Below are 23,858 nucleotides of genomic sequence, written 5' to 3'. Positions count from 1 at the left end.
TCAGGCAAGACGTCTTTGTCGGCCATAGGGAACCTCCGTGCAGGAATTAACGATTAGCGATTAGCTAGTCTTGCGATAACCCTCACTTCTCGAGTTCCTTGAGCCGTTTGGCCAAGTGTTCTCGGGGGATGCGGATAATGATCTTGACCATTTTCTTGTTGCTGTGTCGACCAAATTGCACACTCGTCTTAACCTCACCCGCCTTCGACTTGGACTTTATGTGCTTCGTTACGTGCTTTGTTTTCTTCGGAGCTGCCATAGGGTCCTCCGCACTCAGTATCCGAAACCAGATCGCCCGATCACCGACAGCCGATCACCGAGAACGTCCTTGCGCTCTCCAGAACGAGCTCAGGCCAAACCACAAGAATACGACGGCAAAAGCGGCGGCGAGAACCATCTTGCCGGGGCCGATCTTTCCGTTCTGCCATTTCAGGAATTCGCGGCGGCACGCCAGGCTGCCCGCCAGGGCGAAAAACAGGAAGAATACGCCGGTGATCTGCAGCCACAGCAGGTGCAGCACGCGCGCGAAGTGGCGTGAGGTGATCTGCAGGGCCGAGTAACCGGCGCGCAGCCAGCGGCTCTGGCCCGCCTGCCGGGCGGCCACGCGTCCCACCAGGCTCAGCTTGCGGGCTGTGGAGATGCCTCCCACGAGGCCATTCTAGCAGCGCGTAACCAGCGGGTTAGGTCATAAATCACAAAACCGTGTGACGCAGCGGGGCATCCAAACAAACAGGCTGCAGGCTTTGGCCAGAGGCTTCAGGCGCCTGCGGTTCGTGCCGGCCTGGGCGGCCATCGTGACGGAAAGGGGCTCTCGTGGACCAGCGACTCAAGCAACTGATGAAGGAACTCGGCGAGGCGATCAACGAATCGCTCTCCGAAAGCGAGCAGATCGCCGAGGTCATTTCCAAGATCAAGGCCGGCGGCTACGACGTGTTCCTGGTGCTGGAGGCGACCATCGGGTTCAACAAGAAAGAGGAGCAGCCCGCGGGCAAGCCGTCGCTGGTGAGCGCGCGCAATGGCGACCCGGATTTCAATGTCAACGCCCAAGATGTGAAGTTCTTGAAGTCGTTGCGCATCAGCCTGGATGACGCTGCATAAGAAGGCGCTTAGCTTTCTGGCCCTGGTTTCTAGTCTCTCCTTCATGGCTCCTGGCGAACTTCAGCCCGCTCAGTTTTTTCGCGGTACGCTCATCGATTCTCTTTCCCATGAGGAGCGCATTAAACACTTCGCCCATCCCTACCGGGGTGGCGACGTGCTTGAGCTGGAGCGCAACCTTGGCCCGCTCCTGCGGTAACTGGCATCCCTCAAAGGCGTCGGCGAACTGGTTTTCTTCCCCAATGCCCATCAGGAACTGCGCCTGTGTCATTAACGCTAGCGGTTCCAATCCGACGGCCATTCCTGCCTGCTGCAGCGCCGTGAAGTTCACATGCGCCGTAATGTCCTGCTCGCCCGGGGCCTCGTAAGGATTGGTTCCGGCGGAGTGGCGGCGGTAGGTCATGAGCGTGTCGCGATGACGTCCCGCAAGCTGCTCCTCGCGCGTGTAACCGTAATCGATCAGCACGGTGAACCCCCGCCGCATCACGGCGGAGATGGTTTTGATCCAATGCAATGCCGCGGAACAGGCTTCCACACGCTCGCCTTCCCCGGGCAGCATGCCGTACCGATCAAGGAAATCGCGCGCTGCCGACGAGGGCCGCCGGAATCTCTCTACAAAGCGCCCCTGCTCGGCGTCAACGTATACCTGCCCGCGGTCCGCGACGATCTCGACCGGCAGCGCGTCAAAAAATTCATTGGCAAAGACGACCGCGTTGTCGTACGGCCCCCGTAACTCATCGAGGCTTGCTGCAACCTTGACCGTTCCGCTCGCGATCCGATCGGCAAAGCGCTCCCGCAATCGCCGCGCCAGTTCCGTCGAGCTTTCCACCAGGGTGTAGCGCAGGGCGCGCGCCAGCTCGGGAAATTTCTTGACCGACCAGTCCAGAACATCCTGCGCGAACAATCCACGCCCCGGGCCGAGTTCCACCAGGTCAATGCGCTGGGGAGAATCCAGCGCGCGCCACATCTCCTCGAACTGCCGCGCCAGCAGGCGGCCGAAGACGGCGTGCACGTCGCTGGAAGTGTAGAAGTCACCGGTTTTCCCAAATTGTTCCTGCGAGCGCGAGTAATAACCGGCCGGATCGCCTCCGGGCGCGCCGTACAGGCACAGCTCCATGTAGCGCGAGAAGGGGATTGGTCCGCGGTCACGGATTTCCTGCTCGATGTATTCCCGTAACGTCATTTCCCGGTGTCTTCTTCCTGGCCGCGCGCCTGAGCATCCGCCTTCTGGGTTTGCGGCGTGCGCACGAACATCTCGATTAGGTAATCGTGCAAGCAGGCAAAGAGCTGGTGCTGGAAAGTCCATTCGAACTGGGGATGATCGAGGTCGCGTGGATGCATGCTGAAGTAATACGTATGCACCGGAACGGCGGGATCACGGAAATTGATGATGACCTCCACGCGGTCGCCCTGCTCGCGCGCGCCAAACACCAGCAGGGGGTGCTCGTATAACGTGAGCTGGTCGAGCACGCGCTGCAGGCGCGGATTGGGCGCGACGGTCACGTTTGAAATTGTACCGTGCCAGTCTCGGACGCGAGACTGACAGACCGATTGACTGACCGACTCATCCCAAGCCTTACAATTGCAGGAAAGAACCGCCAGGAGCCCTTTATGTCTGCCAGCACGGGTCCAGCAGCGGCGCCGGAGTGGAACGCCTATGTCGAGGATTTCCGCCGCGCCGGCCATGAAGTCGTGGATTGGATTGCCCATTATCTGGAACACACACGCGATTACCCCGTCCTGCCGAAGGTCAAGCCCGGCGACCTGACCGACGCGCTGCCACCGTCAGCGCCCGAATCCGCCGAAACCTACGCCGCCATCCTGCGGGATTTCGACGACATCATTGTTCCCGCGGTCACGCACTGGAACCATCCGCGCTTCATGGCCTATTTCGCAACCAGCGCATCCGCGCCCGCCATCCTGGCCGAGGCGCTCTCGGCCGCGCTCAACACGAATGGCCTGCATTGGAAGACTTCGCCGGCCGTCGCTGAACTGGAGCAGGTCGCACTCGGCTGGTTGCGGCAGTGGCTGGGCTTGCCCGACGATTACTTCGGCATGATTTACGACACGGCGTCGGTGAGCAGCCTGCACGCGCTCGCGGCTGCGCGCGAGATGGCCGATCCGGAGGCGCGCGTCGAGGGTTCCAGGCCGCTGCTCACACTCTATACCTCTGCCGAATCGCATTCCTCCATCGAGAAGGCGGCCATTGCGCTCGGCATCGGGCAGAAAAACGTCCGCAAGATCCCGGTGGATGCGGAGTACCGCATGCGTCCCGACGCGCTCGCGCAGTCCATCGAAGCGGACGTGCAGCAAGGCAAGCATCCTTTCTGCGTGGTCGCGACGGTGGGTACGACGTCGAGCACCAGCGTCGATCCGGTGGCCGCGATTGCCGGTATTGCCGAGAAGCACAAACTGTGGCTGCACATCGATGCCGCGTATGCCGGGCCGGCGGCGATTCTTCCCGAATGCCGCTACATTTTCGAAGGCGCGGAGCGCGCGCACTCGATCGTGTTGAATCCGCACAAGTGGATGTTCACGCCGGTGGACCTGAGCGCGTTCTACACCCGCAGGCCCGACATCCTGCGGCGCGCGTTTTCGCTGATCCCCGAATATCTGCGCGCCAGCGAAGACCCCCGAGCCATCAACATGATGGACTACGGCATTCCTCTCGGCCGGCGTTTCCGCTCGCTCAAGCTATGGTTCCTGATGCGCTACTTCGGGCGTGAGCGCACGCAGGCAATCCTGCGCCGGCACATCGCGTGGGCGAAACAGCTCGCCGAGACCATCCGTCGCGATGCTCGGTTCGAAGTGGTCGCGCCCGTGCCCTTCTCTGTCGTTTGCTTCCGCTACAAGGGCAGTGACGAGGAGAACCGCGCCCTGCTGGAGGCGGTGAATGCGACGCGCGAGGTCTTCCTGTCGCATACCGTGTTGAATGGAAGGATCGTGCTGCGCGTGGCCATCGGCAACCTGCAGACAACCTGGGAAGACGTGCAGCGGGCATGGGAACTGCTGCAGGAAAAAAGCAAAATGCTGGCCTAATCAGTGGCTGATTTTTCTTTCACCGCTGCCGGACCGACCGTCTGCTCCGAATACGTGTACACGCCTCTTCCCGCCTTGCGGCCCAGGCGTCCCGCCTTGACGTACTGCACCAGCAGCGGCGCGGGACGATATTTCTCGCCGAGCATCTTGTGCAGGTACTCGAGAATGTGCAGCCGCGTATCCAGGCCCACCAGGTCCACCAGCTCAAATGGACCCATCGGGTGGTTGAGGCCGAGCTTCATCGCCTTGTCGATGTCCTCCGCCGTGGCAATGCCTTCCTGCAGCATGTAAAAGGCCTCGTTGCCAATCATGGCGTTGATGCGGCTGGTAATGAACCCCGGCGATTCCCGGATCACCACCACGTCTTTCCGCATGCGGCGGCCAACCTCTGCGGCGGTCGAGAGCGTGTCGTCGGAAGTTTCCAGCGCGCGCACAATCTCCAGCAGCTTCATCTTGTGCACCGGATTAAAGAAATGCATGCCGACGCATTTCTTCGGACGGTAGGTGACGGAAGCGATCTCGGTGACGCTGAGCGAGGAGGTGTTTGAGGCAAGAATGGTTTCCGGGCGGCAGATCTTGTCCAGCAGCGTAAAAATCTCGATCTTTGACTCCATCTCTTCCGGAACCGCTTCGATCACCAGGTCGGCGGCGCGCGCGGCCTCCTCCACCGCTCCCGCGTACTCGATGCGGCCGATCGCGTTCCTGGCGTCTTCCGCCGTCACTTTGCCCAGTTCGACCGCCTTGTCGAAATTGGCGCGGATTTCGTCGCCGGCGCGTCGCAACGCGCTGGGCAAGATGTCCTCCAGGATGGTGCGATACCCCCCGAGCGCAGCGGCGTGGGCAATGCCGCGCCCCATGATCCCGGCCCCGATCACCGCGACCGTGCGCACCTCCATTTACTTAGCCTCTTTTTCCAGGCGCTGGATCACGGCTTCGACCTCAGCCGTCCCCTTGCGCATGTATTCGGCAAGGCGCTTCTTTTCCTCTTCGTTCATGAACGGAATGCTGGCGATGATGCGGCGCAGCGTGGTCATCATGTCGTCGGCGTAGTTCATCATGCGGATCAGTTCACCGCTCGCAGGCATAGGAGCATCCTCTTTCCGGGCTGATTGATTATTGCGTGCCCGCGGCAGACGGCGCGGCGGGCGTTCGGGCAAACAACCATTCTCCGCCGCGCGAGGCAGTTTAGTAAAGCCGGACGAGCCGCTCGCGGGCAAGCTCGCAGAAACTTCGGCATAATGGGAGCATGCTGCGCGACCGAAACCTCATCCCGCTCTCTCACCAGCATCAGCACGCGCTCGCGCTCTGCGTCCAGATCGAGCGCGCCCTGCGGTCGGAGAAGCCCGATCCGCGGCATTGGCAGCAAGAAATCGCGCGTCTGTTTGAATCCGAGATCCGCTATCACTTCGAAGCCGAGGAGAAGGTCCTGTTCCCGTTCAGCGGACGCGCACCGTCGCTATGCGACCTGGTGGATGAACTTCGCATTGAGCATGGTTTGCTGCGCCAGTATGCCGGCGAGGCTGCCGCCGGGCGCCTTACCGTCCCTGAGCTGCAGATATTTGCGGCCAGCCTCTCGGCGCACGTGCGCAAGGAGGAGCGGCAACTGTTCGAAGGATTACAGGAAATCTATACACCACAGGACCTGGCGCGGGTGGGGGCTGAGCTGGACTCCTACTTCCTCAACAGCGGCATGCCGGGAGCCACATGCGCGCTGCGAGAAATGAAACCTTCGGACCCGTAGCGCGCCGGTTAAGAAACGCAATCGCTCCGCGTTCATCACCATCGCAAATGGCTACATGGTTCCCGGCGAAGACTTGATCAGCGGTTCGACCACCAGCCGCGGCTCTCCGTTATGGAATTCGAAGTGTCCGCGATTGATCTTCGCCCGGCGATTGCCGCGATACACCACAAACTGACCGTCTTCGTTGCCATCCCTCAGCGCCCCGCGCTGCAACCCGGGCGCACTCGGCGGCTGTGGCGGCGTCGGCGGCGCCGGCACCCCCGAAGACTGCCGGATCTGTACGTCGCCGTTGTTGTTGTTCAGCTTGATCTGCGGCCCGCCCTGTCCGCCGACCGCCCCGCTGGCGTACTGCTGGTTGTGCTCGCTCCTCACCTGGATGGACGGAAAATCGCTCTCGATGTCACCGCGGTTGGTGCGCGCGTCCAGTTGGAACGCGGCGTTACGCGGCAGCATCACCTGCACCGTGCCGCGCTGATTGTTGATCTCGACGTCGCCCAGCGCTTTTCCAGCTCGATATTCGACCACGCCGTTGGTGTTGTCGACCTTCAGGCTGCCGGAGACGTCCTCGAGGTGAATGTCCTTGGACCTGGTGGCAACGCGCATCGGGCCAGTGACCGCGTTGGCGCGCAGGTTGCCCGATTCCATCATCAGCTCGCCGTCCAGGCGCCCCAGTTGCATGTCGGTGCGGGAAGAATGAAAATTGACGCCCTTGGCGATCTTCGCCAGGTTCATCTGCCCAAAAAAATCTCCGCTGAACTGCGCCTGCCCGCTGACGTTGCTGATGTTGACGTCGTCAGCGCGCCCGTCCACGTTGACGTCGCCCTTGATATTGGAGGTGCGAATGTTGCCGCGCCGCAAGGTGATCGAGACGTTCCCGGCATTGTCGGTGACGGTGACGTCGCCATGCGAGCTGGTGGTGACTCTGCCGTCCCGACCGGCAACCCGGATGTCGCCCCGCCGCGTGGAAACGTCGACATTGGCCTTCACCGGCATATAAATCTCCAGGTCGCTGGCGACCGCGCTGCTGCCGGAACCGCCGGTATTGGCGCTGAGTGTCATGACCGAGCCCGCGGTGGTAAATGTCGGCTGGGTCTGACTGTCCACTTTCTTGCCCTGTTCCTCGTTGTCGGCCACAACTTTCTTGCGTACCACGACCTTGATCTTGGGCTCGGCCCAGGTATTCACCACCACGTCGCCGCGATCGGAAACCACGCGCAGGTCCGTCCCGGCGGTGAACGGCTGTTCCAGCGTGTTGCTGAAGTTGTAGGAATTGCCGAACATTCCTCCCAAGTCGTCGTCGATTTCCATCTGGTTGCGCAGGTTGCCCCAATTGATGCGATCGGTGGCGGTGAATCCCATGCCAAAGAGAACCAGGAAAATGATGAGGAGAACGCCGCCGGCGCCAATGCCGCGCGAAGGCACTCCCGCGCGGGTATCCTGCATGTGCTCCACCAGCTTGATCACGCCCCACAGGATGAGCAGCGCGGGCCAGTAGCGCGCGAAGTAATGGTGCAGTGAGGCCCAGCTCAGGTAACGCATGTTGCCGAGCAGGAAAATCACCCCGATCGCGATCAGCACCACCGGCCCGGCCAGCGAGCGCCGGCGAGGATAACGAAGTTGCGGTGCCGGACTAGACATGGTCCACCTGCCTCGGTTCAGAAGATTGCGTTGGCGCCGCGGGCACTGGCGGCGGTGGCGGCGCGTAAACGTCCACGTGCCCCGTCATGTCCGCGTTTCCGCCCAGGATCTTGACCAGGCCGATCACGATCAGCAGGATGGGCCAGGTGCTGTGGAAATGCGCCACACCGAACTCATTCATCATGAAGAGCACGCCCAGCGTGATCAGAACGGCGGGCGCCATCAAGCCGCGGCAGCGGCAGCGGTTACACCCGCATCGCGCCGTTGCGGCCGCCGGCACCACATATCCAGGATTGCTGTTGTACTTGTTTTCGTCCATGGCTCCTCCCTACATCGCCCCCGCTGCCCCGCCCGGGGGTGAGAAGCGCTTCATAAACAACCACACGCCAATGATGATCAAAATCACGGGCCACAGGCGGTGGATCCAGTACGCGTGGAACCATCCCATTGTGTTCAGCAGAAACAGAACGCCGAGCCCGATCAGCACCACCGCGCCCACGGGAACGCGATTGAAATCGATGTGCTCGCCGGTACCCAATGCTTTTGCGAGGCCGAATGGATCGGGCGCCGGCTGGCCTGCCCGGATGGCGTGGGCGGAACGGACAGCGTCAATGATCTGGTACACGTAGAAGAATGCAATTCCTAACCCAAAAATCGCTCCGCCGGTGTCGCCGCCTTGCGAAGCGCCCACCACGAGCGCCACGAAGACCAGCAGGTGCGCCAGCCCTTTCGCGTACTGGCCGTTGTAAACAGCGCCCACACCGAACGGGAAAAATCCGGCCAGCACACCAGCAAGACCGGGGCTCGGACCGCTGGTAACCAACACCGGCACAGGCGTGGTGCCGGGGACAAAGCTACTGGCCGGCGCCGGCGGCATGGTGCCGTGCATATGCGTGGCCAGGCAATCTTCGCAATAGACGACGCCGCGCACATTGTGCGAGCACTTCTCGCACATCGCCTTGCCGCAGGTGCGGCAGTACGAGGTCGCCGGGACGTCGGTGTGGACATTGCAGTTCATGAGTTTCTCCTGGCGAAAAACTGGTCAGCGAAAGGGGCCGTCTCGAACAATTCCGCCATGGTCACCGATTCCAGCTCCCGGCTGTAGTTCTGATACTTCTTCTGATCAGGATTCGCACTGTGGTCCTTGCGCTCCTTCGGTTTCTCCGCCGGCGCTTCGCTCTCTTCCGGCGTCGTTGCGCGCTTCAGTTCCTGTACCCGTGATTCGATCTCGTACACGAAGCGGATGTTCTGGTAATACTTTGCCAGCCTGCCCTGCGCTTCATAGGCGCTGCGTACGATCGCGTTCGGGCTCAGGTCGAGGTGACGCAGGCTGCCCAGCTTCACTCCCGCCAGGTTCAGCACCAGCGAGATGGAGAAGAACGCCATCGCGAACGACATGGCGAACTTCGGTTGCAGCACCGGCCCGCGTCCCTCCCGCAGGCGTGACCGCAACCGTTCCCACAAGCTCTCCCCAGCGCGAACTGCCGGCGCCTCTTCCACCCGCCCGACGGTCGCTGCCAGCACGTTGTGCACGAAGTTCGGCGGCGGCGCAACTTCGGTCAGGCTGCGCAGCAACTGCATGCCCCGCTTCACCTCGGCGAAAGCCGGGCCGCAAGTCGGGCAAGTGCTCCGGTGAGCATCGAACCGCTGCATCTCGCCGGCGGCCAGCGTCCCGTCAATCGCCTCGCTGAGCAGCGCCTCGAAGTCGTGGCATTGCATCCCGGATTTGGATTCCTCGTACATCAGGTCACCTGCCTATAGGTACGTGAAAGCAGCCTTGCAAGTTCCGTTCGTCCCCGATTTATCCGGGACTTAACCGTGCCCTCGGGGACCTTCAGGGCGAGGGCGATTTCCCGGTAGTCCATGTCCTGCAGGTCGCGAAAAATGACCGCCTCCCGCAGCTCCGGAGATAGCTTCTGGAGGGCTTTTTGCACCATTTCCTGGGTTTCACGGGTCTGCAGCCTGACATCCGGTGTAGGGCCGGAATCCTCCAGCCGGTCGGCCACTCTGAGGGAGTCTTCCTCCACCGTCGCCGGCTCGTCCATTGAGTCGGTAATCCGGTCCTGCTTGCTTTTGCGGAAATGGTCCACCAGCAGATTGCGGGTCAGGGTGGCGACCCAGGTCATGAAGGAGCCTTTGTCGGTGTCGTAGGAATTCAGGGTGCGGTAGATCTTGATGAAGACCTCCTGGGCGAGGTCCTGGGCGTCATCCTGCGAACCGGTAAATCTGTAGCAGATGTTGAAGATGCGGCGATTGAAGCGCTCGACAATCTCTTCCCATGCCACGGCGTCGCCGGCTACGCAGCGACGGACAAGGGAAGCCACCGCTTGATTGTCGTCCAACCAGCACTCCTGGGAGACTCCAAGCCACACTGCCGCTTGGGACGAATACGCAGGCTAAGGCCCGAATGTTCCGCCTGCGCCAAAAAGGGGAAACCGTCGATTTTATCAGCGCCAAGGCCGGAGGTGGCCAATTGCCTGCGCGCTACACTGGGGTTAGGCCCATTCCGGTCAAAACCAGGAGGAAGGTACTCATGAAAGTGCGCTTGGGTTTGTGTGCCGTCATAGTTGCTGTCGCCGCGATCGTAGGGATTCGTGGAGTGAAGGCGTCTCCCCAGCAGCCGCTGGGTACTCCCTGCGTGATCAACGTGCCCAGCGATTGGGGAGGGTTCAAGGGCATTTCAAAATACGGGTTGGTATTCGAGGACAAGAATGGAACCTTGCGCCTGATCGACCAGACGCCCTGCGAGATCGGCGGGGGCAACTATGGAGTGCCAAACGTCAGCGTCGAGATCAGGCGAAAATAGCTTCTGCGGCGCGATTCGCGGCAGCCCTGCTAAGCGCGGTGGACGAACGTGTCTTAGCACTTCTAAATTGACTTTACTACGGGCGCTTTCCTACCATGCCGCCGCTCGGGAAGCCGTATCCTGACATCTGGAGCGCATCATGAAGATTAGCGTACTGCTGCTGTCGATGACTTTGGCAATTACTGCTGTCGCGCAAGACCGCATGCCGGAAATTCCTCCGGAAAAGATGACGCCGGAGCAGAAAAAAGCGGCAGAAGAATTCCTTGCCACTCGGCACACGCCGGTTTTCGGACCCTTCGTCCCGCTGCTGCGCAGCCCGCAAGTGATGTTGAGATTTAAGGAATTTGGCGACTACTTGCGTTACAAGAGCACTTTGCCGCCAAAGCTAAACGAGTTCGTCATCCTCATCACCGCCCGGCAATGGACGCAGAACTACGAATGGGCAACGCATGCGCCCATTGCCCTCAAAGCCGGGCTCAATCCCGAAATCGTGAAGGCGGTTGCAGATGGGCGTCGCCCCGCTGCAATGTCGGAAGACGAGGACCTGGTGTACGAGTTCTCCATCGAACTCCACCGCAACCAAAGCGTCAGCGACGCCACCTACCAGCGCGCTCTGGCCAGGTTTGGCGAGCAAACGGTCATGGACATGATCGGCGTGAATGGCTACTACACCGCCCTCGCCATGGTGCTCAACACCGCGCGCACGCCGCTGCCGAAGGGATCCTCGCCCGACCTGGTCCCGTGGCCGCACTAGGCCCGACGATCAAGGGCATGCGCTCGAAAACGTCATGTGATAGGGATTCGAATCGCAAGCGCGAGGGCGCGTGTGTCCCCAAGCTGATCGCGGATGCCGATCGTTATTCCGACGTAAAGTAATCCACCGTCACCGGGCTCTCGAACAGGGAGTAGTCGCGCGTGACCACCGTGATTCCGCTCTCAGTGACGAAGTACCGCTGCCGGTCCGCCTCGGTGTCGTAACCGATGATAGTGCCCTCGGGGATGTGCACGTCGCGATCGATGATGGAGCGCCGGATCCGGCAATGGCGGCCGATATTCACGTGGCTGAAGATAATGCTGGAATCCACTTCGCTGTAGGAATTCACCCGCACGTCGGGGGACATCACGCTGTTGCGTACCGTCCCGCCGGAGACGATCGAGCCCGACGACACGATGGAGTCGAAGGCCGCGCCTAAACGGTTGGGGTCGGAAAAAACGAACTTTGCCGGCGGGTACTGCCGCTGGTGGGTGCGAATCGGCCAGCTGGCGTCGTACAGGTTGAACACCGGCGAGACCGCCACCAGGTCCATGTTTGCTTCGTAGTAGGCCTCCAGCGTCCCCACGTCCCGCCAGTAGAGCGCTTCTTTCTTGTTCTCGTCGATGAAGTTGAACGAGTACACCCGGTAGTCTTCCATCATCTTGGGTAGGATGTCGTGGCCGAAGTCGTGCGACGAACTGGGGTCCTCGGCGTCCTTCAGCAGCACCGGGATCAGTACGTCGGTATTGAAAAGGTACACGCCCATCGACCCCGAAACCATGCGCGGGTTATAGGGGCTGCGAATGTCGGTTTGCTTCGGCTTTTCCAAGAAGCCGACAATGCGGCCCTCCCGGTCCACGTCCACCACGCCCAGGCGCGCGGTTTCTTCGGGATCGATCAGGATGGTGGCCAGCGTCACGTCCGCGCCTGAATCCAGGTGCTGGCGCAGCATGCGCTCGTAGTTCATCTTGTAGATGTGATCGCCCGCCAGGATGATCACGTGCTTGGGCTGCTCCGCACCGATCGAGTAAATGTTCTGGTACACGGCGTCGGCGGTGCCCAGGTACCAGTTCTCGCTCACCCGCTTCATCGGCGGCAGGATTTCGATGAACTCTCCCAAATCCCGCGCCACGATGTTCCACCCTTCGCGGATATGGCGGTTCAACGAGAGCGCCTTGTATTGCGTCAGGATGTAAACCTTGCGCAAGTCGGAGTTGATGCAGTTCGATAAGGTGATGTCGATGATCCGGTAGATGCCGCCGAAGGTTACCGCCGGCTTGGCGCGGTCGCGGGTCAGCGGATACAGCCTCTCCCCAGCACCTCCCGCCAACAGGACGCCAAGCGTGTCTTTCATCGTCTTATTCCCGGACCAAGGTGATAGGAAGCCAAGCCAATTAGAGTCCCACGAGAGGGTTCGATGCTAACACAACCGAAAACGTCGAGAGCGGCAGATGTCTGCCGCTCTTGCTCCACTTCTATTTCTGCGCGACATCACGCAAAACCAACCCAGCCACAGAGAAAAGAAGCCCTCGGTGTTCTCTGTGGCTAAGAAGCGAACCGCAATCCAAACGACGTGTTATTCCCCTTCTTTCGCTGTCTTTCTCTGATACGGCGTCGAGAGGTACTTGCGCGCTTCTTCCATCGCGCCCTGAGTATTGTCGTTGGTCTGCAGCGCCTGGCGATATTCGTTGGTGGCGCGCTCGCGCTGGCCGGTGATATCGAAAATCTTGCCCAGCTGAATGTGGCTCCAAACCTCGGTCCAGCGCGGTTCACCATCCCCGTTCAACGATTCGCGGTAGGCATTGGCCGCCGCCTGGTAATTCTTCTGCAGGAAGAACACTTCAGCGACTCGGTAATGGGCCAGCGAGCTATGTTTGTTGGCGTCGAGCGCCTTCTGGAATTCCTGGAGCGCGGCGGCGAGGTCCCCCTGCTCGACCAGCCCCTGGCCGCGCATGATGGAGGCGCGAACCTTGAGCTCCTGGGAGTTCTTGAGCACGCGGTTGTCGGGATCAATGACGATGCGACGGGGCCGGCCGAAGGTTTCCACCTGGAAGGCGGAATTGGTGCCCACCACTTCGACACGCTTGTCCTCGCTCTGGCCGTCAGTATCGATCTTCAACTCCACCGGCATGCGGAAAAGGTCCAGGTCCTGCGAAATCTCGCCTACCACGCGGAAACCCTTGGCGACCCGGTAGACGGTGTACTTGGTCTTGAATTCCGGCGCGCCGGTGGAATCGATCCACTGGGAGAAAAACCATGTCAGCTGCTCGCCGTAATTCTGTTCCGCGATTTTGCGGAAATCGTCCACGGTTGCGGGCTTGCCGGCATACTGCTGCAAGAAGGTCCGGACCGTCTTGTCAAAGGCTGCGTCGCCGATCACCCAGCGCAGCATGTTCAGGATAATGGCGCCCTTGTCAGTAACCAGGGCTTGAAATTCGGGCGCGAACGGATCGAGCCGTCCGACGCTGGACAGCGGAACGGTGTCGTAAGCCAGCGAGCCAACTTCCATGTCCTTGACCGCTTCGTTGAAGGCGGCCGTGCCGGCGGCGGATTCGACGTAGCGCGCCTCTGAATAGCGGGCAAAGCCGTCGCTCAGCCACCAGTCGCTGCGGCTGGCGGGGCTGACGTCGGCGCCCCACCACTGGTGTGCAATGGTGTTGGCCAGCAGGCGGTAGTTCACCTTTCCGGACAAGGCCCGCGAGGACATGGCGGCGACCTCGGGCGCCCAGGCGCTGGGAACAGTGTCGTCGGGGAGTTCAACCAGGTTCAGCGTGTTGGACAACGGCGGTCCAAGACGCGCCGAGTAGAACTGAAACTCGCGCACGGCGGTTTCGGTGTACAGCGATACCAGGTCCTTGTGCACCGGCTTGAAGAACACGCGCAAGTTCAATCCGACCTCGTTGCTGGTGCTCTCCTGGAAATTGCCGGCGATGATCGTTCCGGGAAAACTGGGCTTGCTCCAGGAAAAGGTAAAGGTTTTGCCGCCATGCGAAACCGGGGCAGGTGGTTCCTTGGCAGGCGGCGTACGCGTGCGATTTCGCGACAGCTTCGGATCCGCAGGGACCTTTTCCTTCTGCGCCGCCAAAGTTACTGCGGGTGGCAGTTCGCTCGTCGCCGCAGCGCCGGCGGCTTGTGCGCCGCTGCCGATAACAGTCCATCCTGTGGGCACCGTAATCTTGATGGTCGCGGTAAAACGGTTGGTGCCGTAGCCACTCAGCGGGAACCAGCGCGCCGCATACAGCAGATAACTCGTGTCCTCGCCAACGTAGGCAAGTTTCAGGCCTTGTACGGGGCTGTCGTCGGCGGATGAGAGGCTGCCCTCATAATCGAAGTCGAGAGTCGTGCTGGCGTCCTTGGCAAGACCGCTGGGCAGGGCTATACGTATGGCGTTGTCCTGCGTAATGCGCTCGGCGGAGAGCGCGTGACCTTCGGCGTCAGTGATGCGCGTGGGCCGGAGCGCGTTATGCAGTTCGAAGGAAGCGACGCTGATGTCTTCCAGCGCGGTGAATTTTACCCGCGCGTGGCCGATCAGGCGGTGTGTTTTGGGCTGAAGCTCGGCCTGAATCTGATAATCGTCGACACGGAGGCGGACCTTCTCGGCGGCGGCGGCAGGCAGCGCCAGGGTCGCGAGGCCCGCGAGAAGGACGACAACACACCTCAAGGGCCGTGATGCGTAGGACATGAAAAGTCTCCGGCTAAGTACCCGCTTGTGTTCGATGAATGGGCGGGCAGATAAGATGCGCTCAGGCCAGCTCCGGGCAGAACTGTGACTGCTTTCAACAGATAAATCCGGTCTCTGAACAGGGGAAAATGACATCTGAGCGGCTACTGGCCCACTACTACTTTAACCCAGCGGAGCTTAGTTCGTCGCGGCAGCGGCAAGATTCCGACTCGGAATTGTGCCCGATACGTCCCAAAATGCTTGCTCGTCGCATCCGACGGAGTAAAATTCGCCAAGACAGTTGTGGGAATTCCCGCTGGGTCTTGGTCAAAATTTCCTAGCTCGGCGCTCGGGATATACCTCGAGCGGAGGTCAGTATGCCCATTCTGACCAGGTCGCGCGCACCGGCCGTCGTATCCTGCCTTCTCGTTCTCGCAATCGGAGCATGGGCGCAGTCACCAACGGCCGCCATTGGAAGCATGCTACCGCACGAGAATGCCGGCCTCCCCGGTCCCGCGCTCCCGGCGGCGGAGACCTTTCGCACGCGCGTGGACGAAGTCAACGTGATCTTTACCGTCTCCAACAGCTCGGGGAAGTACGTTAACCAGCTTTCACTCGATGACCTGACGGTGCTGGACGATCAGCGCGCGCCGGAGCGGATCAGTTATTTCCAGCGGCAAAGCGATTTGCCGTTGCGTGTCGGGATTCTGGTAGATCTCAGCGATTCCATCACACAACGTTTCGCCTATGAGAAGAGTGCGGCGGCCATGTTCCTGGAAAAGGTGCTGCGCCCGCAGTTAGACGAAGCATTCATTGTCGGCTTCGCGTCAAGTGTCGTTCTGCACCAGGATTTCACCGGCGACATTGGTTTGCTGTCGAAGGCGATCAAGCAGTTGCGCGCCGGAGGTGACACACGTTTATACGACGCCATCTGCTTCGCCGCGGACAAGCTGGCAAAGGCTCCGGGCCCGGCGACGGCGAGGCGCGCAATCATCCTCATCAGCGACGGCGAGGACACGCGCAGCAAGACGCTGATGTACGACGCGATCCATGCGGCCTTGCGCTCCGAGACCACCATCTTTGTGCTCAGCTCCAACGATATTTCAGGTCAGCAATACCCCCATGGCGAAGCGGTGCTGGAGCTTATTTCGCGTCCCACCGGCGGCGGAGTGTTGCCGGCGCACAGCAAGCCGCAGATTGCGAACGCATTTAACCGGGTGAAGGAAGCGCTGCGCAGCCAGTATGCGATCGGGTACAAGCCGGCAGAGTTCAAGCTGGACGGCAGCTTCCGCAGCATTGAGATCGTGCCGCACCACCATAAACTGCGGGTGCACTGCCGTCGCGGATACTTCGCGCCGCGCGAAACGCAGGAGAGCGCCGTGCATCCAACTAGGCCGTGAGCAATTGAGGATTGCGCAGGCAGGATTTTTGACCTTGCTTTCTTAATTCCCAATCTTTAGTTTGCGCCGGTGAGTGCCGTCAGCACCGCGTCGGCGGCACGATCGGAGGCGCCGGCTGAACCGGCGGGGGCGGCCAGTTTGGCGCGCACCTGTTTCAATCCTTCGAACATCGTCTGCCGGGCGGGACCGTCGACAAGAATTTCATTCAGCCGCGCGACGATACCGTCCGCCGTGAATTTATCCTGCACCAATTCGGGCACGACTTCGCGCCCGACGATCAGGTTCGGCATGGCGAAAAATGGGACGCTGACCAACCGCCGGCCGAGCTTCCAGGTCAGCGGCGTCACGCGATAAACCATGACGAACGGCGTGCCGATCAGCGCCGCTTCCACGGTGGCCGTTCCGCTGGCAATCACCGCTGCCCGAGCCTGCGAGAGCACGATCCGCGCGTCAGTTTCCAGTTTGAGATTCACCCCCGGATCCTGGCCGATGACGCGGTGAATCAGGTCTACCATCCACTTCGAGCTGACGGTGGATGCGACCGGAATGATGAACTGGTACTGCTTGCCGAGCGCGCGCGCCGCCTGCAGCATGGCAGGAATGTTGATGAAGATTTCCTTTTTGCGGCTTCCGGGCAGCAGGGCGATCGGAATTTGAGGCGAGCGCAGTGGCGGTGGCGGGCCGGGCGGGGGCAGGTCGGCAAGCGGGTGGCCGACGTACTCGGCTTCGACACCGCGTTCGCGATACCACGCTTCTTCAAAGGGAAAGATGACCAGCATCCTTCGGACGTAGCGCTTGATCTGCGCAATGCGTTTCGGGCGCCAGGCCCAGAGCTGCGGGCTGACGTAGTAGACGACGGGAATCTTGCGGCGATGGAGCTCGCGTGCAAGGCGGAGGTTCCAGTCGGGAAAATCGATGAGCACGGCGCCGTCGGGCTTGTTGGCGTCGACGGCGCGCAGCAGCTTGCGGAACTCTCCCCACATTTTCGGCAGGCGGGTGACGACTTCGGCGAGGCCGACCACAGCGGTATCTTTGGCGTCCACCACAATCCGGCAGCCGGCGGCGCGCATGCGTTCGCCTCCGACGCCATAACAATCCAGAGAGGGCTCGCGTTGTTTGAGGGCCGCAATCAACTGCGCGCCGTAATTTTCACCGGAGGCTTCCCCGGCGGAGAGCAGAATTTTCACGGTGCATGAAGCATAGCAGCAGCGCCGGGTTTTCACGAACCCGCCAAGGTTGGAGCAGAGCCGTTACACAATCTTCTCGTGGGCGTAGCCGGCGGCGGTCAGAGCGGAGAGCAGCTCTGCGATGTGATCGGGGCCGCGCGTTTCCATGGTGACGTCAATCGCGGTATCTCCCAGGTTGACGCCGTGGTAGGCGCGGTCGTAGGAAGTCTCCACAATGTTGGCGCGGTGCTGGGCAAGAATTCCGGTCAGCTTGTGTAGAGCGCCGGGATAATCGCCGAGATGTACGCGCAACCGCACCAGGCGCCCGTCTTTGACCAGGCCGCGCTCGATGATGCGGGCCAGCAGAGTGACGTCGATATTGCCGCCGCAAACCAGCACGGCGACGCGCTTGCCGTTGACTGCGACCTTGCGGTTCAGCAGGGCAGCGAGGGCGGCGGCTCCAGCGCCTTCCGCCAGCGTCTTCTCGCGCTCCAGCAGGAGGAGGATGGCATTGGCGATCTCTTCTTCTTCGACGGTAACGATGTCGTCCACGTAGCGCTGGACCAGGGGGAGCGTTCTGTCCCCGGCGCGGCGCACGGCGATGCCGTCGGCGATGGTAATGGCGGGGTTGAGCGTGACCGGCTTGCCTTCGGCGAGGGCAACTTTCATGGACGGCAGGCGTGAGGTCTGCACCCCCACGATGCGCACCTTACTGTTAATTTCTTTTACCGCGCAGCCGATGCCGCCGATCAGTCCTCCGCCGCCGATGGGCACGATGATCATGTCCAGGTCGGCATGCTGTTCCAGCAGTTCGAGCGCGATCGTACCCTGGCCGGCGATCACGTCATCGTCGTCAAAGGCGTGGACAAAGGTGAGTTGGTCCTCGCGGCTGAGCCGGAGAGCTTCTTCGTACGCCTCGTCGTAGTTGGTGCCGTGAAGAACGACTTCGGCGCCGTAGCTGCGCGTAGCGGACACCTTGATCAGCGGCGTTGCCAGGGGCATGCAGATGGCAGCGCGGATGCCCAGCTTGCCCGCGTGATAGGCAATGCCCTGGGCGTGGTTGCCGGCGGAGGCTGCAATGACCCCGCGCGCCCGCTCCGCATCGCCGAGCAGCAGCAGCTTGTTGAGGGCGCCACGCTCCTTGAAAGAGCCGGTCTTCTGGGCGCTGTCGAGTTTCAGGAAAACGGTGTTGCCGGTGAGCTGGGAGAAAGTTTCCGACTCAGGACAAGGCGAAACCTTCACCGCCTCGCGAATGCGCGACATCGCTGCCAGGATGTCGGGAAGGGTGACCGTCGAGGGTCGAGTTCGAACCGTACTCATTCCGTCAAAGCCTCGCTAACTGGACCGGTCGTGCTGGCTATTGGCAGTTGGTAGCTGGGAATTTACTCCCGAGCTACCAACTACCACTACCAATACTGTTTTTTAATCGTCGCCGCTGACCGGCACGGCCGGACCGCCCAGCTGCGCGGGCGCAATGGCAGGCGAGACTTCCTGGTCCTTGTACTGGAGCTGGTAAAGCTTCCAGTAGATGCCGCGCTGGGTGAGCAGTTGCTGGTGCGAGCCCATCTCGCGCAGGCGTCCCTTGTGCATGACGATGATCTTGTCGGCGCGCTGGATGGTGGACAAACGGTGCGCGATGATCAGCGAAGTGCGCCCTTCGACCAGCCGCGATAGCGCTTCGCGGACGCGCAGCTCGGTTTCGGTATCCACGCTGGAGGTGGCTTCGTCGAGCACCAGAATCTTGGGATTGTGTGCCAGCGCGCGGGCAAATGAGATGAGCTGCTTCTGCCCGGTGGAAAGCGTGCTGCCACGCTCATGCACCGGTTCCTTGAAACCGCCGGGCAGGGAACGGATAAAGTCGGCGAGATTGACGTCCTCGGCGGCGCGCTCCACTTGCTCGTCAGTGACGTGCTCGGAACCGAGGCGAATGTTCTGCTCCACGGTTCCCGTGAACAGGAACGGATCCTGCAGCACCACGCCGAAGCGGCGGCGCAGTTGGGTGAGGTCCAACTCGCGCACGTCCACGCCGTCAATGCGGACGGCGCCCTTCTGCACGTCGTAAAAGCGCAGCAGGAGAGAGATCATGGTGGTCTTGCCGGCGCCGGTATGGCCCACGATGGCGGCCGTCTCGCCGGGTTCGACGGCGAAGCTGACGTCCTTCAGCACCCAGTCCGGTTCGCCAGCGTTGGGGTTCAGCTCGCCATCAGCGTTTCGCTCCGGCACGGTGCGGTAGTAAAACCAGACGTGGTCGAACTCGATGCGTCCGGGCCCGGTTACGTGTTTCACCACTGCCGGGGACTGGATGTCGACGGTCGTATCCAGCAACTTGAAGATGCGCTCGCTCGACGCCATCGCCGACTGCAGGATGTTGTATTTTTCGCTCAGGTCCTGGATGGGCCGGAAGAAGCGCTGCGCGTACTGCATGAACGCGACCAGCACGCCGAGGGTGGTGATACCGCGGACCGTTTGCGAGCCGCCAAACCAGATCACGGCGGCGATCGCCACCGAGGACAATACTTCGACCACGGGATAATAGAAGGCGTAGGCGAGAATCGCGTCCTTGAACGCCTCCATGTGGCTGGCATTGATCTTCTCGAATTTGTCGTAGGCGCGCTTCTCGCGGTTGAAAAGCTGGAGCACCAGCATGCCGCTGACATGCTCCTGGAGATAGGAGTTAATGCGCGCGATGGCAGTGCGGATCCGGCGATAGCTATCGCGGACGTGCTTGCGGAAGATCATGGTCGCCACCATGATGAGAGGCAGCACAGAGAAGGTGATCAGCGCCAGGCGCCAATCCATCTTCAGCATGATGGCAACGATGCCGGCGAGCACGAAAATGTCCTCGAAGATAGCCACCACGCCGGAGGTGAACATTTCGTTGAGCGCGTCCACGTCGGTGGTGACGCGGGTTACCAGCCGGCCGACCGGGTTCTTGTCGTAGAAGCCGATATGCATGCGTTGCAGGTGGCGGAAAATCTGGCTGCGCAGGTCAAACATGACCTTCTGCCCGGTCCACTGCATGAAATAGGTCTGCAGGAACTCCAGGAAGAAACCGAACACCAGCAGGCCGACGTACATGGCGCCGATCTGCGCGATGCCCAAGAGCGGCTGCGAACTGAGGAAGCGATCCAGGAGGCCGTGGCTGCCGCGAACCGTGGTGGGCGCCAGGTATTTGTCAATGGCGGTCTTGGTGAGGTACGGACCGACCACATCGGCGGCCGATTTCAACACGATCGCCGCCAGGGCCAGCGCCACCTGCCACTTGTAAGGGCGCAAGTAGCCGAGCAGCCGCTTCATCAGACGGCTGTCATATGCCTTTCCCAGGACTTCTTCTTCGTGGATATTGGCCGCCATTGGTTCTAGGTTATCAGACGAGATCGACCCGCTCGCGGATGGAAAAAGACTGGTGGTTAACCAAAACCGACTCGAGGTACAACACTTTAACCACCAAGGGCACGAAGGTACACGAAGGAAAACACTCTGAAGTTTCGAGGCTCCGACAGAGATCGCAGCTGGAAAGGCCTGTGCTGTTCCCTGGTGTCCTGCGTGCCCTCGCTGGTTGGTTTTTCCGTCTTCAGGGTTGTTCTTCCTTCGCGTGCGCCACCTAGCCGAAGCGGCTAATCGCTTGATTCTGTATCATTTTGAATCGCAATCGATTCATATGATGCTTGACTTTGAGGGGCAAACCTTGGGATAACTACCTAGGTCCAACTGGGCTGGTTTGGGGGTGTTGTCGGGGTTGGCTGAAGTAAGAGTTCAAGAGGGCGAGTCCTTAGAGAACGCCTTACGCAGATTCAAGAGGAAAGTCCAGCAGGAGGACATTATCAAGGAGGTCAAGCGGCACTCCTTTTATCTCAAGCCGGGCGAGAAAAAGCGCGCGAAGGAAGCGTTGGCACGAAAACGCAGCCGCAAGAAAGCGCGCAAGGAGCAGGACTAATTTAAGCAACGCGGGCCGCAGTCACTCCCCCCTGGCGGCCCGTTCTACTTATACCCGCTCACCGTGGCGGGACGCGAAGCGTCGCATTCATATTCCGAGGCGGCATCATTCGTTGTATCGTACGCTCGCTGCGGAGGCGAGCCGGGCCAGCAGGATCCCACGGTTCAGAAAGACGGCCGTGGGAGGGACCAAGGGCTCATCCTATCCGGCACGGGCAGGCGCGGGATAGGGACCCTGAAGGGAGTAAGGTTCGATGGAATTCCAGGACAAGGTGCTGAAGTGCATTGATTGTGGCGCCGATTTCGTTTTTACCGCCGGGGAGCAGCTGTTCTTCCACGACAAGCAGTTCAAGAACGAGCCCAAGCGTTGCAAGCCATGCAAGGCCAAGCGTGCCGGTATGCTGGGGACCGCCACCCCAGGCAGTTATCCCAAAGTGGAGACCCGGACCGTCTGTTCGCAATGCGGAAAAGAAACCACGGTTCCCTTTAAGCCGACGCAGGGACGCCCGGTGTTTTGCCGGGAATGCTTTCAGTCCAAGCGTACTTCGGCCGCTAGCGCCTGACATTCTGACAGTCTCTGGCGGTGTCACTTAGGCAGAACGCCCGGGGAGTGCGTTCGAGAGAGTGGAAGTGTGCGCTTCGACGCGCAGAGAATCCCGCCGGCGTTTTTCATTCTTATTCCAGAAAAAAATCAGGCGAGCCTAGCCGGCTCTCTTCACATCGTTGCGTGAGCGCGACGAACCAGACTTGTTGTTGGAGGCGGCGGCCGCCGACCGCTTCTGGTCTTCATGAGAGATCAGAAGCGCCTCGATCTGGCGCAGCAAGTCCTGGGTATTGACGGGCTTGACGAGCAGAGACTGAGCGCCCTTGCTCTTCCAATCGCTGCCCAGCGAGGGATACGCGGTGAGGATCGAGGTGGCGGGATTGTAGGGCTTTTGCTTGGCGGCGCGGATCACGTCATAGCCGGCGGTTTCGGTCTCCATTCGCATATCGGTGATGACCATCTGGAACACGCCGCCGTCAAGTTTCTGCACCGCTTCGCGCCCGGAGGAAGCGGTTTCAACCTCGAAGCCGTTCATTTCCAGGATCGCTTTCAGAGTAAGCAATATGGCGAGTTCGTCATCCACCAGGAGGATGCGACGTTTCATTGAACGACCCCCACAGATCCAAGCTGCCGGTGCCTTGAGATGCGCCGAACGCCGGCGTTAGTTGTAAGTAGCTGCCGTAAACATTGGGGCGCAAAAGCTGCGGGTATAATACCATTCGTGCCGGGCTTTTACGTCGAAAACTTTGGCTGCCGCGCCACCCAGGCGGACGGCGCCGCCATCGAAGGTCAGCTTCTGGAGCGGGGTCTGAGGCGGGTGCCCGGACCCGACAGCGCCGAAGTTGTTGTGCTCAATACCTGTACGGTAACCGCGTCGGCGGACCAGGACGTGCGCGCCGCTATCCGCCGCATTCATCGAAAAAATCCGAATTGTAAGATTCTCGTGACCGGCTGTTACGCCCAGCGCGCCCCCGAGGAACTGGCGCAGCTGCCCGGAGTCAACTGGGTAGTCGGCAACTCTCACAAACATCAGGTGGCTAGCGTCGTCTGCGGCTCGACTGCATTCATTCCGTTGCACAGTGTGTCCACCCTCCACGACCCGCGCGGTGCGCAGGTGATCGTGGGGGATATCTTTGCCCATACCGAGCTGATGGCGGCACCCGTCTTCGATGGCGGCGGGGAAAAGACGCGCCCCAACCTTAAAGTCCAGGACGGCTGCGACAATCGTTGTTCCTTCTGCATCATCCCGTCGGTGCGCGGCGCCAGCCGTTCGCTGCCGAAGGCAGAAGTCCTGTCGCAAGTTGGCGCGTTGCTTGCCCGCGGCTTCCGCGAAGTGGTCATTTCCGGGATCAACCTGGGCCGCTGGGGTCGCGATTTGACGCCGCCAAATCGTTTCGCCAACCTGGTGCGCTCCATCGTTGAGCAGACTGAGCTGGAAAAACTCCGCATCAGCTCCGTGGAACCGATGGATTGGACGCCGGAGTTGATTGACCTGGTGGCGGGTTGCGAACGCATTGCCAAGCATGCGCATGTCCCCTTGCAGTCGGGCAGCGATCGCGTGCTGCGGGCCATGCACCGCAAGTATCGTCCGTGGCATTACGAGGAAAAAATCTGCCGCATCCGCGATGCCATGCCCACGGCCGCGATTGGCGCCGACGTGATGGTCGGCTTTCCGGGCGAGACCGATTTCGATTTCGAAGCCACGCGGCGCATGATCGAACAGCTCCCGCTCACCTACCTGCACGTGTTCACCTACTCATCGCGTCCCGGAACGGCTTCGGCGGCGATGGCCAGGCAGGTGCCCGTGCAGGTGGCGCGCGAACGCAATCGCGTGCTGCGCGAACTGGCGGCGCAAAAGAAGGGCGAGTTCATGCGTTCTTTCATCGGCCGCCAACTGCCCGCGATCACGCTCAGCGCCGCCAACCAGGAGTCCACCGAAGCTCTTACCGACAATTACTTGAAGGTACGCCTGGCGGGACGGCACGGCGCCAACCAGTGGGTGGGAGCGCAGGTGCAGGAAGTTCGCGCTGAAGAACTGCTCGCCACGGTGGTCTGAACAGTTAAAATCCTCCAAGCTT

At 61.0% G+C, this 23,858-nt stretch carries 25 protein-coding genes; 9 read left to right on the top strand and 16 right to left on the bottom strand.

Translation table 11 applies throughout. From position 1 onward, the window contains the following. Positions 1-313 precede the first annotated feature (313 nt). Positions 314-649, bottom strand: coding sequence for a hypothetical protein (locus tag VFI82_10755; protein HET7185157.1), 336 nt, complete (start codon positions 647-649; stop codon positions 314-316). 164 nt (positions 650-813) lie between these two features. Here VFI82_10755 and VFI82_10750 point away from each other — a divergent pair, with 164 nt between their 5' ends. Next, a complete protein-coding gene (locus tag VFI82_10750) occupies positions 814-1,098 on the top strand; it encodes a hypothetical protein (GenBank protein ID HET7185156.1) in 285 nt (94 codons plus the stop codon). Here the strand turns inward: VFI82_10750 and VFI82_10745 are convergent. Both VFI82_10745 and VFI82_10740 read right to left on the bottom strand, forming a co-directional pair. After that, positions 1,076-2,278: an SAM-dependent methyltransferase gene (locus tag VFI82_10745; protein ID HET7185155.1), complete on the bottom strand. Its 1,203-nt coding sequence runs from the start codon at positions 2,276-2,278 to the stop codon at positions 1,076-1,078. The genes VFI82_10750 and VFI82_10745 overlap by 23 nt on opposite strands. Continuing rightward, entirely contained in the window at positions 2,275-2,598 is a 324-nt protein-coding gene (locus VFI82_10740) for a hypothetical protein (GenBank protein ID HET7185154.1), read from the bottom strand. The genes VFI82_10745 and VFI82_10740 overlap by 4 nt, the downstream gene beginning before the upstream one ends. Before the next feature lie 108 nt (positions 2,599-2,706). Here VFI82_10740 and VFI82_10735 point away from each other — a divergent pair, with 108 nt between their 5' ends. Next, positions 2,707-4,134: a pyridoxal-dependent decarboxylase gene (locus tag VFI82_10735; GenBank protein ID HET7185153.1), complete on the top strand. Its 1,428-nt coding sequence runs from the start codon at positions 2,707-2,709 to the stop codon at positions 4,132-4,134. Here VFI82_10735 and VFI82_10730 read toward each other — a convergent pair. Both VFI82_10730 and VFI82_10725 read right to left on the bottom strand, forming a co-directional pair. Next, positions 4,131-5,030, bottom strand: coding sequence for a 3-hydroxyacyl-CoA dehydrogenase NAD-binding domain-containing protein (locus tag VFI82_10730; GenBank protein HET7185152.1), 900 nt, complete (start codon positions 5,028-5,030; stop codon positions 4,131-4,133). The two genes, VFI82_10735 and VFI82_10730, sit on opposite strands and share 4 nt — an antisense overlap. Then, a complete protein-coding gene (locus VFI82_10725; GenBank protein ID HET7185151.1) occupies positions 5,031-5,219 on the bottom strand; it encodes a hypothetical protein in 189 nt (62 codons plus the stop codon). It abuts the gene before it with no gap. Positions 5,220-5,380: 161 nt separating this feature from the next. On the opposite strand from VFI82_10725, the gene VFI82_10720 reads away from it, so the two are divergent. Next, positions 5,381-5,875, top strand: coding sequence for a hemerythrin domain-containing protein (locus tag VFI82_10720; GenBank protein ID HET7185150.1), 495 nt, complete (start codon positions 5,381-5,383; stop codon positions 5,873-5,875). Between the two features lie 51 nt (positions 5,876-5,926). Here the strand turns inward: VFI82_10720 and VFI82_10715 are convergent, their stop codons facing one another. The 5 genes from VFI82_10715 to VFI82_10695 are packed head-to-tail and all read right to left on the bottom strand — an operon-like array spanning position 5,927 to position 9,855. After that, positions 5,927-7,513: a DUF4097 family beta strand repeat-containing protein gene (locus VFI82_10715; GenBank protein HET7185149.1), complete on the bottom strand. Its 1,587-nt coding sequence runs from the start codon at positions 7,511-7,513 to the stop codon at positions 5,927-5,929. Continuing rightward, on the bottom strand, positions 7,506-7,832 hold the full coding sequence (locus VFI82_10710) for a DUF5668 domain-containing protein (protein ID HET7185148.1): 327 nt from the start codon (positions 7,830-7,832) through the stop codon (positions 7,506-7,508). The genes VFI82_10715 and VFI82_10710 overlap by 8 nt, the downstream gene beginning before the upstream one ends. Positions 7,833-7,841: 9 nt before the next feature. Then, positions 7,842-8,531 (bottom strand): B-box zinc finger protein, encoded by a 690-nt coding sequence (locus VFI82_10705; protein ID HET7185147.1) that lies wholly within the window; start codon positions 8,529-8,531, stop codon positions 7,842-7,844. Further along, positions 8,528-9,256 carry a zf-HC2 domain-containing protein gene (locus tag VFI82_10700; GenBank protein HET7185146.1) on the bottom strand — a complete coding sequence of 243 codons (729 nt, stop codon included), beginning with the start codon at positions 9,254-9,256 and terminating at the stop codon, positions 8,528-8,530. The genes VFI82_10705 and VFI82_10700 overlap by 4 nt, the downstream gene beginning before the upstream one ends. Then, positions 9,256-9,855, bottom strand: a complete 600-nt coding sequence (locus VFI82_10695) for a sigma-70 family RNA polymerase sigma factor (GenBank protein ID HET7185145.1) — start codon at positions 9,853-9,855, stop codon at positions 9,256-9,258. Before VFI82_10695 ends, VFI82_10700 begins: the two co-directional genes overlap by 1 nt. Before the next feature lie 191 nt (positions 9,856-10,046). Between VFI82_10695 and VFI82_10690 the strand changes: the two genes are divergently transcribed. Together VFI82_10690 and VFI82_10685 are read left to right on the top strand one after the other, a co-directional pair. Next, positions 10,047-10,319, top strand: coding sequence for a hypothetical protein (locus tag VFI82_10690; protein HET7185144.1), 273 nt, complete (start codon positions 10,047-10,049; stop codon positions 10,317-10,319). A gap of 139 nt (positions 10,320-10,458) precedes the next feature. Further along, positions 10,459-11,073, top strand: coding sequence for a carboxymuconolactone decarboxylase family protein (locus VFI82_10685; GenBank protein ID HET7185143.1), 615 nt, complete (start codon positions 10,459-10,461; stop codon positions 11,071-11,073). A 103-nt stretch (positions 11,074-11,176) separates the two neighbouring features. Here the strand turns inward: VFI82_10685 and glgC are convergent, their stop codons facing one another. After that, entirely contained in the window at positions 11,177-12,427 is a 1,251-nt protein-coding gene (gene glgC / locus VFI82_10680; protein HET7185142.1) for a glucose-1-phosphate adenylyltransferase, read from the bottom strand. Positions 12,428-12,649: 222 nt separating this feature from the next. Further along, positions 12,650-14,755, bottom strand: a complete 2,106-nt coding sequence (locus VFI82_10675; protein HET7185141.1) for a M1 family aminopeptidase — start codon at positions 14,753-14,755, stop codon at positions 12,650-12,652. Positions 14,756-15,111: 356 nt separating this feature from the next. Between VFI82_10675 and VFI82_10670 the strand changes: the two genes are divergently transcribed. Beyond that, positions 15,112-16,134 carry a VWA domain-containing protein gene (locus VFI82_10670; GenBank protein ID HET7185140.1) on the top strand — a complete coding sequence of 341 codons (1,023 nt, stop codon included), beginning with the start codon at positions 15,112-15,114 and terminating at the stop codon, positions 16,132-16,134. A gap of 56 nt (positions 16,135-16,190) precedes the next feature. Here VFI82_10670 and lpxB read toward each other — a convergent pair whose 3' ends face one another. The 3 genes from lpxB to VFI82_10655 all read right to left on the bottom strand — a co-directional run bounded on the left by lpxB (position 16,191) and on the right by VFI82_10655 (position 20,654). After that, entirely contained in the window at positions 16,191-17,321 is a 1,131-nt protein-coding gene (gene lpxB / locus VFI82_10665; GenBank protein HET7185139.1) for a lipid-A-disaccharide synthase, read from the bottom strand. A 63-nt stretch (positions 17,322-17,384) separates the two neighbouring features. Continuing rightward, positions 17,385-18,620 carry a threonine ammonia-lyase gene (locus VFI82_10660; GenBank protein ID HET7185138.1) on the bottom strand — a complete coding sequence of 412 codons (1,236 nt, stop codon included), beginning with the start codon at positions 18,618-18,620 and terminating at the stop codon, positions 17,385-17,387. A 102-nt stretch (positions 18,621-18,722) separates the two neighbouring features. Further along, entirely contained in the window at positions 18,723-20,654 is a 1,932-nt protein-coding gene (locus tag VFI82_10655; GenBank protein HET7185137.1) for an ABC transporter ATP-binding protein, read from the bottom strand. Between the two features lie 385 nt (positions 20,655-21,039). On the opposite strand from VFI82_10655, the gene rpsU reads away from it, so the two are divergent. After that, entirely contained in the window at positions 21,040-21,237 is a 198-nt protein-coding gene (gene rpsU, locus VFI82_10650) for a 30S ribosomal protein S21 (GenBank protein HET7185136.1), read from the top strand. 253 nt (positions 21,238-21,490) lie between these two features. Beyond that, on the top strand, positions 21,491-21,799 hold the full coding sequence (locus VFI82_10645; GenBank protein HET7185135.1) for a zinc-ribbon domain containing protein: 309 nt from the start codon (positions 21,491-21,493) through the stop codon (positions 21,797-21,799). 138 nt (positions 21,800-21,937) lie between these two features. On the opposite strand, the gene VFI82_10640 is transcribed toward VFI82_10645, so the two are convergent. Then, a complete protein-coding gene (locus tag VFI82_10640) occupies positions 21,938-22,384 on the bottom strand; it encodes a response regulator (protein HET7185134.1) in 447 nt (148 codons plus the stop codon). Positions 22,385-22,501: 117 nt separating this feature from the next. On the opposite strand from VFI82_10640, the gene mtaB reads away from it, so the two are divergent. Then, a complete protein-coding gene (gene mtaB, locus VFI82_10635; GenBank protein HET7185133.1) occupies positions 22,502-23,836 on the top strand; it encodes a tRNA (N(6)-L-threonylcarbamoyladenosine(37)-C(2))-methylthiotransferase MtaB in 1,335 nt (444 codons plus the stop codon). Positions 23,837-23,858: the final 22 nt, after the last annotated feature.

The organism is Terriglobales bacterium, assembly GCA_035691485.1.
Classification (GTDB): Bacteria; Acidobacteriota; Terriglobia; order Terriglobales; family Acidobacteriaceae; genus JAIQGF01.
This window is presented reverse-complemented; position numbering and strand designations above follow the sequence as displayed.